The sequence below is a fragment of the Delftia sp. ZNC0008 genome, assembly GCF_000799035.1.
Taxonomy (GTDB): Bacteria; Pseudomonadota; Gammaproteobacteria; order Burkholderiales; family Burkholderiaceae_C; genus Comamonas; species Comamonas tsuruhatensis.
The window spans coordinates 1-6,513 of sequence record NZ_JTKZ01000230.1 but is presented as its reverse complement, the minus strand read 5'-3'; the positions used below and the strand labels follow the sequence as shown (position 1 = coordinate 6,513).

At 68.6% G+C, this 6,513-nt stretch carries 6 protein-coding genes and 1 pseudogene; 6 read left to right on the top strand and 1 reads right to left on the bottom strand.

Annotated features, from left to right (window positions below):
* The 6 genes and pseudogenes from L995_RS07710 to L995_RS07685 all read left to right on the top strand — a co-directional run.
* Positions 1–468: pseudogene (locus L995_RS07710) on the top strand (acyl-CoA dehydrogenase); the annotation flags it as partial.
* 39 nt (positions 469–507) lie between these two features.
* Positions 508–1,674, top strand: coding sequence for an acyl-CoA dehydrogenase family protein (locus L995_RS07705; protein ID WP_047470722.1), 1,167 nt, complete (start codon positions 508–510; stop codon positions 1,672–1,674).
* An 11-nt stretch (positions 1,675–1,685) separates the two neighbouring features.
* Positions 1,686–2,888 carry a CaiB/BaiF CoA transferase family protein gene (locus L995_RS07700; RefSeq protein WP_047470720.1) on the top strand — a complete coding sequence of 401 codons (1,203 nt, stop codon included), beginning with the start codon at positions 1,686–1,688 and terminating at the stop codon, positions 2,886–2,888.
* 39 nt (positions 2,889–2,927) lie between these two features.
* Positions 2,928–4,292: an MmgE/PrpD family protein gene (locus tag L995_RS07695; RefSeq protein ID WP_047470718.1), complete on the top strand. Its 1,365-nt coding sequence runs from the start codon at positions 2,928–2,930 to the stop codon at positions 4,290–4,292.
* A 91-nt stretch (positions 4,293–4,383) separates the two neighbouring features.
* Positions 4,384–5,391 carry a tripartite tricarboxylate transporter substrate binding protein BugD gene (locus L995_RS07690; protein ID WP_017406883.1) on the top strand — a complete coding sequence of 336 codons (1,008 nt, stop codon included), beginning with the start codon at positions 4,384–4,386 and terminating at the stop codon, positions 5,389–5,391.
* A 23-nt stretch (positions 5,392–5,414) separates the two neighbouring features.
* Positions 5,415–6,287 (top strand): HpcH/HpaI aldolase/citrate lyase family protein, encoded by an 873-nt coding sequence (locus L995_RS07685; protein ID WP_047470715.1) that lies wholly within the window; start codon positions 5,415–5,417, stop codon positions 6,285–6,287.
* A 30-nt stretch (positions 6,288–6,317) separates the two neighbouring features.
* Here the strand turns inward: L995_RS07685 and L995_RS34250 are convergent.
* On the bottom strand, positions 6,318–6,513 hold a 196-nt coding region (locus L995_RS34250), incomplete at its 5' end, for a hypothetical protein (RefSeq protein WP_231574381.1).

Genomic DNA, 6,513 nt, shown 5'->3' with positions numbered 1-6,513 from the left:
TACAGCAACGACCAGGGCCTGGCGCTGACCGAGGAGCACGACATCGTCTACCGCGCCGCTGCCCAGCCCGGCGATCCCGCGCCCACGCCCCAGAAGCCGCCGCTGGACGGCCAGCAAACCTGGTCGCGCACCATCGTTCCCGACGACGTGCTGCTGTTCCGCTACTCGGCCCTGACCTTCAACGGCCACCGCATCCACTACGACCGCCGCTACGTCACGGGCGTGGAGGGCTATCCGGGCCTGATCGTGCACGGCCCGCTGATCGCCACCCTGCTGCTGGACCTGCTGCGCCGCGAGCTGCCCCAGGCGCGCGTGCTGTCCTTCGAGTTCAAGGCCGTGCGCCCCACCTTCGACCTGCATGCCTTCAGCGTGCACGGCAAGCCTTCTGCGGACGGCAAGACCGTGCAGCTGTGGGCACAGGACCACGAGGGCTGGCTGACCATGACCGGCACGGCCACCCTGGCCTGAACCCCCGGATTCCCCCGAATTCCCAGCCTTGAGACCACCATGATCGAACAAACGCTTTCCAACAATTTCCCCGAAATCCGCGACGCCATCCGTGCGCTGTGCGCCGAGTTCCCTGACGAGTATTTCCGCAAGATCGACGAGCAGCGCGCCTATCCCGAGACCTTCGTGGACGCGCTGACCAAGGCCGGCTGGCTGGCCGCGCTGATACCGCAGGAGTACGGCGGCTCGGGCCTGGGCCTGACCGAGGCCAGCGTGATCATGGAAGAGATCAACCGCTGCGGCGGCAACTCGGGCGCCTGCCACGGCCAGATGTACAACATGGGCACGCTGCTGCGCCACGGCTCGCACGCGCAAAAGGAGAAGTACCTGCCGCGCATCGCCTCGGGCGAATGGCGCCTGCAGTCCATGGGCGTGACCGAGCCCACCACGGGCACGGACACCACCAAGATCAAGACCAGCGCCGTCAAGAAGGATGGCCGCTACGTGGTCAACGGCCAGAAGGTCTGGATCAGCCGCGTGCAGCACAGCGACTGGATGATCCTGCTGGCGCGCACCACGCCGCTGGCCGAGGTGAAGAAAAAGAGCGAGGGCATGTCCATCTTCATGGTGGACCTGGCCGAGGCGCAAAAGAGCGGCCTGACCGTGCGCCCCATCCCCAACATGGTCAACCACGAGACCAACGAGCTGTTCTTCGAGAACCTGGAAATCCCCGAGGAGAACCTGATCGGCGAGGAAGGCAAGGGCTTCAAGTACATCCTGGACGGCCTCAATGCCGAGCGCACGCTGATTGCGGCCGAATGCATTGGCGACGGCTACTGGTTCCTGGACCGCGTGACCAACTACGTGCGCGACCGCAACGTGTTCGGCCGCCCCATCGGCCAGAACCAGGGCGTGCAGTTCCCCATTGCCGATGCCTTCATCGAGGTCGAGGCCGCCAACCTCATGCGCTGGAAGGCCTGCGAGATGTTCGACGCCAACCAGGCCATGGGCGCCCAGGCCAACATGGCCAAGTACCTGGCGGCCAAGGCCAGCTGGGAGGCGGCCAATGCCTGCATCCAGTTCCACGGCGGCTTCGGCTTTGCCTGCGAATACGACGTGGAGCGCAAGTTCCGCGAGACGCGCCTGTACCAGGTGGCGCCGATCTCCACGAACCTGATCTATTCCTACGTGGCCGAGCACATCCTCGGTCTCCCCCGCTCGTTCTGAAGGCACTGCGCATGACTCAGCAACGCTTGAGGCCCCTGGACGGCACCACCGTCGTCTCGCTGGAACATGCGGTGGCCGCACCGTTTTGCACGCGCCAGCTGGCCGACCTGGGCGCGCGCGTGATCAAGGTCGAGCGGCCCGGCAGCGGCGACTTTGCGCGCGGCTATGACCAGCGCGTGCAGGGCCAGTCCTCGCACTTCACCTGGATCAACCGCAGCAAGCAGAGCCTGGCGCTGGACCTCAAGCAGGACGAGGCCATGCAGGCGCTGCTGCAGCTGCTGGAGGGTGCCGACGTGCTGGTGCAGAACCTGGCGCCCGGCGCGGCCGCGCGCATGGGCCTGTCCTATGCGGCGCTGCGCGAGCGCTTTCCGCGCCTCATCGTCTGCGACATCAGCGGCTACGGCGCTGACGGCCCCTACCGCGACAAGAAGGCCTACGACCTGCTGATCCAGAGCGAGGCGGGCTTTCTCTCGGTCACGGGCACGCCCGAGGTGCCGTCCAAGGCCGGCATCTCGGTGGCCGACATCGCGGCCGGCATGTATGCGTACACCAATATCCTGTCGGCCCTGCTGCTGCGCGGGCGCACGGGCGAGGGCAGCCACATCGACGTGTCCATGCTGGAGGCGCTGGGCGAGTGGATGGGTTATCCCATGTACTACGCCTTCGACGGCGCGCCGCCGCCGCCGCGCACCGGCGCCTCGCACGCCAGCATCTATCCCTACGGGCCGTTCGAGGCCGGTGACGGCGGGACGGTGATGCTGGGCCTGCAAAACGAACGCGAGTGGAAGCTCTTTTGCGAACAGGTGCTGCTGCAGCCCGCGCTGGCCACGGATGCGCGCTTTGACAGCAATGCGCGCCGCAACGCCAACCGCGAGGAGCTGCGCGCGCTGATCCTGGGCGTGTTCAACGCGCTCGATGCTGCCCAGGTCGTGCAGCGTCTGGATGCGGCCGGCATTGCCAATGCGCGCGTCAACGACATGGCCGGCCTGTGGGCCCATCCGCAGCTGGCCGCACGCCAGCGCTGGTGCAGCGTGGACACGCCGGCCGGTCCGGTGCAAGCGCTGCTGCCGCCCGGCGCCAACAGCGCCTTCGACTACCGCATGGAGGCCGTGCCCGCCGTGGGCGAGCACAGCGCCGCCATCCTGGCCGAGCTGGGCTGGAGCGCAGAGCGCATCCAGGCTTTGTGCACGCAGTCTGGAAAACCCACTCCCTGAAACCTGGGCGCATGCGCAGAATGCGCCGGAGACCCCCTCATGAAACATGATCCGCAAGTGAGCATCCATCCGCTGGCCCAGTTCGCCGCCACGCTGCGCTGGGACGACGTTCCCGCCGCCGTGCAGCAGCGCGCCGAAGACCTCTGGGTGGACTGGTTCGGCTCCGTGCTGGCAGGCCAGGGCGCGCGCCCCGTGCAGAGCATCACGCGCTTCGCGCTGTCCCAGGGACTGGCCGGCGGCCCCAGCGAGGTGCTGGGCCAGGACGCCGCCACTTCGCCCATGATGGCTGCCCTGGCCAATGCCGCAGCCTCGCATGTGGCCGAGCAGGACGATGTGCACAACGGCTCGGTCTTCCACCCCGCGGCCGTGGTCTTCCCGCCCGCGCTGGCGGTGGCGCAGAGCATCGGCGCCAGCGGCGCCGAACTCATGGCCGCCTGCGTGGCCGGCTACGAGGTTGGCATCCGCGTGGGCGAGTTCCTGGGCCGCAGCCACTACCGCATCTTCCACACCACGGCCACGGCCGGCACCCTGGCTGCAGCCGCTGCCGTGGGCCGGCTGCTGGGGCTCACGCCCGCGCAGATGCAGCATGCCTTCGGCTCGGCCGGCACGCAGTCGGCAGGGCTGTGGGAATTCCTGCGCACCGCGGCCGACAGCAAGCAGCTGCACACGGCCCATGCGGCCGCGGCGGGCCTGATGTCGGCCTACCTGGCCAAGGACGGATTCACCGGTGCGCAGGACATCTTCACCGGGCCGCAGGGCCTGGCGGCAGGCATGTCCACGGATGCAGATCCCACGCGCCTCACGGACGGCCTGGGCACGCGCTGGGCCACGGCCGAGACCTCGTTCAAATGGCATGCCTCCTGCCGCCACACGCACCCGGCTGCCGACGCGCTGCTGCAGGTCATGCAGGACCACGGCCTGGCCCCCGCCGACCTGGCGCAGGTTACCTGCCACGTGCACCAGGGCGCCATCGACGTGCTGGGCCCCGTGGTCGATCCCGGTACGGTGCACCAGAGCAAGTTCTCCATGGGCACGGTGCTGGCGCTGGCCGCGCGCCACGGCCATGCGGGCCTGGATGAGTTCGACAACGAATACCTGGCCGCCACCACCGTGGCCCTGCGCGAGAAGGTGGGCATGGTGCTGGACCCCGAGGTCGATGCCGCCTACCCGCAGCGCTGGATCGGCAAGGTCACCGTGCTCACCACCGATGGCCGCACGCTGCACGGCCGCGTGGAAGAGCCCAAGGGCGATCCGGGCAACACGCTGTCGCGCGAGGAGATCACGGCCAAGGCGCTGCGGCTGATCGCCTATGGCGGTGCCCTGCAGGACGACCCCGCCCAGGCCGCTGTAGCGCGGCTGTGGCAGATCGCGCACTGGCCGCGCGTGCAGCGCCTGCTTGACTGAGTTTTCGCGCCGGCCCCGGCCGGCGAATCCATGGGAAAGGCGCCACCACAGAGCGCCTCCCGCTTCCACCCAAGTGCACAGGAGACAAACCATGCAACGCACCACTTCTTTCCGCCGCCGCCTCGTTTACGCAGCGGCCGCCGCCTGCGCCCTTGCCGCCGGCGGGACGACCACCGGCGCCCTGGCCGCGGCCTGGCCCGACAAGCCCGTCGTCCTCGTCGTGCCCTACAGCGCTGGCGGCCCCACCGATGTGGTGGCGCGCCTGCTGGCCGTGCCCATGGGCCAGGTGCTGGGCCAGAGCGTGCTGGTCGAGAACACCGTGGGAGCGGGCGGCACCATTGCGCCCAACCGCGTGGCCAAGGCCAAGGCCGACGGCTACACCATCCTCATCCACCACATGGGCATGGCCACGGCGCCTGCGCTGTACAAGAAGCTGCCCTATGACCCGCTCAAGGACTTCGAGTACATCGGCCAGGTGCTGGACGTGCCCATGACCCTGCTGTCGCGCAAGGACTTCCCGGCCAACAACTTTGCCGAGCTGCTGGACTACGTGAAGAAGAACCAGGAGAAGGTCTCGCTGGCCAATGCCGGCATCGGCGCCGTCTCCCAGCTGTGCGGCATGCTGTTCATGCACCAGGCGGGCGTCAAGCTCACCACCGTGCCCTACAAGGGCGCAGGCCCGGCCATGAACGACCTCATGGGCGGCCAGGTGGACCTGCTGTGCGACCAGACCACGCAGACCGTGCCCGTTATCAAGGACGGCCAGCGCGCCAAGGTCTTCGGCGTGACCACGCCCAAGCGCCTGTCCTCGCTGCCCGACATCCCCACGCTGGACGAGCAGGGCCTCAAGGGCTTCGACGTCAAGGTCTGGCACGGCATGTACGCGCCCAAGGGCACGCCCAAGGAGGTGGTCATGGCCATCAACAAGGCGCTGAACGTGGCCATCAAGGACGAGAACGTCAAAAAGCGCATCGCCGAACTCAGCTCCGACCTGGTCACGCCCGACAAGGCCACGCCGGAAGGCCTGCGCACCCACCTGCAGGCCGAGGTGGCGCGCTGGGACAAGGTCATCAAGGCCGCAGGCGTCTCGGCCGAATAAACCGCTCTCCCAAGGACATCCGCATGCACGATCTGGCGCGACAGGCCACTTCCTTTCTCTTCGTCCCCGCCACGCGGCCCGAGCGCCTGGGCAAGGCCCTGGACAGCGGCGCCGACATGGTCATCGCCGACTGGGAGGACGCCGTGGCCCCGGCCGACAAGGACGGCGCCCGCCAGGCGCTGGCCCAGGCCGTGGGTGCGCTGGAAGGCCCGGCCCGTGCCCGCCTGCTGGTGCGCATCAACGCCGAAGGCACGCCCTGGCATGCGGATGACCTGCGCGCGCTGGCGCAGCTGGTGGAGCAGGGCGTGGCCGGCGCCATGGTCTCCAAGGCCGAGCGCGCCCAGACCCTGCATGCGGTGGCCCAGGCTGCGGGCGCACGGGCAGCCGTGCTGCCCCTCATCGAAAGCGTGGCCGGCCTGGACGCGGCCGACGCCCTGGCTGCCGCGCCCCAGGTGGTGCGCCTGGCCTTCGGCCACCTGGACTTCCAGGTCGATGCGGGCATGGCCTGCGACCAGGGCGAGGAAGAATTGCTGCCCATGCGCATGGCCCTGGTCCTGGCCTCGCGCCGCGCCGGCATCGGCGCGGCCGTTGACGGCGTGACGGTGGACACGCGCAACCCCGAGCGGCTGGCCCAGGACGCGGCACGCGCGCGGCGCATGGGCTTTGGCGGCAAGCTGTGCATCCACCCGGCCCAGGTGCAGCCCCTGCACGCCGTCTTCGACCCCGATGCAGCGGCCGTGGCCCACGCGCAGCGCCTGCGCCAGGCCCTGGCCGAGGCCGGAGGCGGCGTCTGCGTGCTGGACGGCCGCATGGTCGATGCGCCCGTGCTCAAGCAGGCCGAACAGGTGCTGCTGCGCCATGCCTGGGCGCAACAGAGATCTGCAGCACGATCTTGATGAGAATGAGACTGAAAGGCCGTTTTGCACTCAGAGTTTTCTGATTCTGGTGCAAGCAGTCCAATGATTTCCCTGATGGTGAATCCATCTGCCTCGAATACGCTTGGCCAACTCGATTGATTTCGAGACGGCGGTTTCTTGATCCGGTGTCTCCACCCATGGGGGCACCCAGGCAAAGGAGCGTGTGATGGCAGTGATCTCGGGGACGGCATCGAACAGCACGCGG

Excerpts from the sequence above, each read along its gene's own strand:
- L995_RS07700 (WP_047470720.1), top strand. The coding sequence starts at position 1,686 with ATGACTCAGCAACGCTTGAGGCCCCTGGACGGCACCACCGTCGTCTCG.
- L995_RS07690 (WP_017406883.1), top strand. The coding sequence starts at position 4,384 with ATGCAACGCACCACTTCTTTCCGCCGCCGCCTCGTTTACGCAGCGGCC.
- L995_RS07685 (WP_047470715.1), top strand. The coding sequence starts at position 5,415 with ATGCACGATCTGGCGCGACAGGCCACTTCCTTTCTCTTCGTCCCCGCC.
- L995_RS07705 (WP_047470722.1), top strand. The coding sequence starts at position 508 with ATGATCGAACAAACGCTTTCCAACAATTTCCCCGAAATCCGCGACGCC.
- L995_RS07695 (WP_047470718.1), top strand. The coding sequence starts at position 2,928 with ATGAAACATGATCCGCAAGTGAGCATCCATCCGCTGGCCCAGTTCGCC.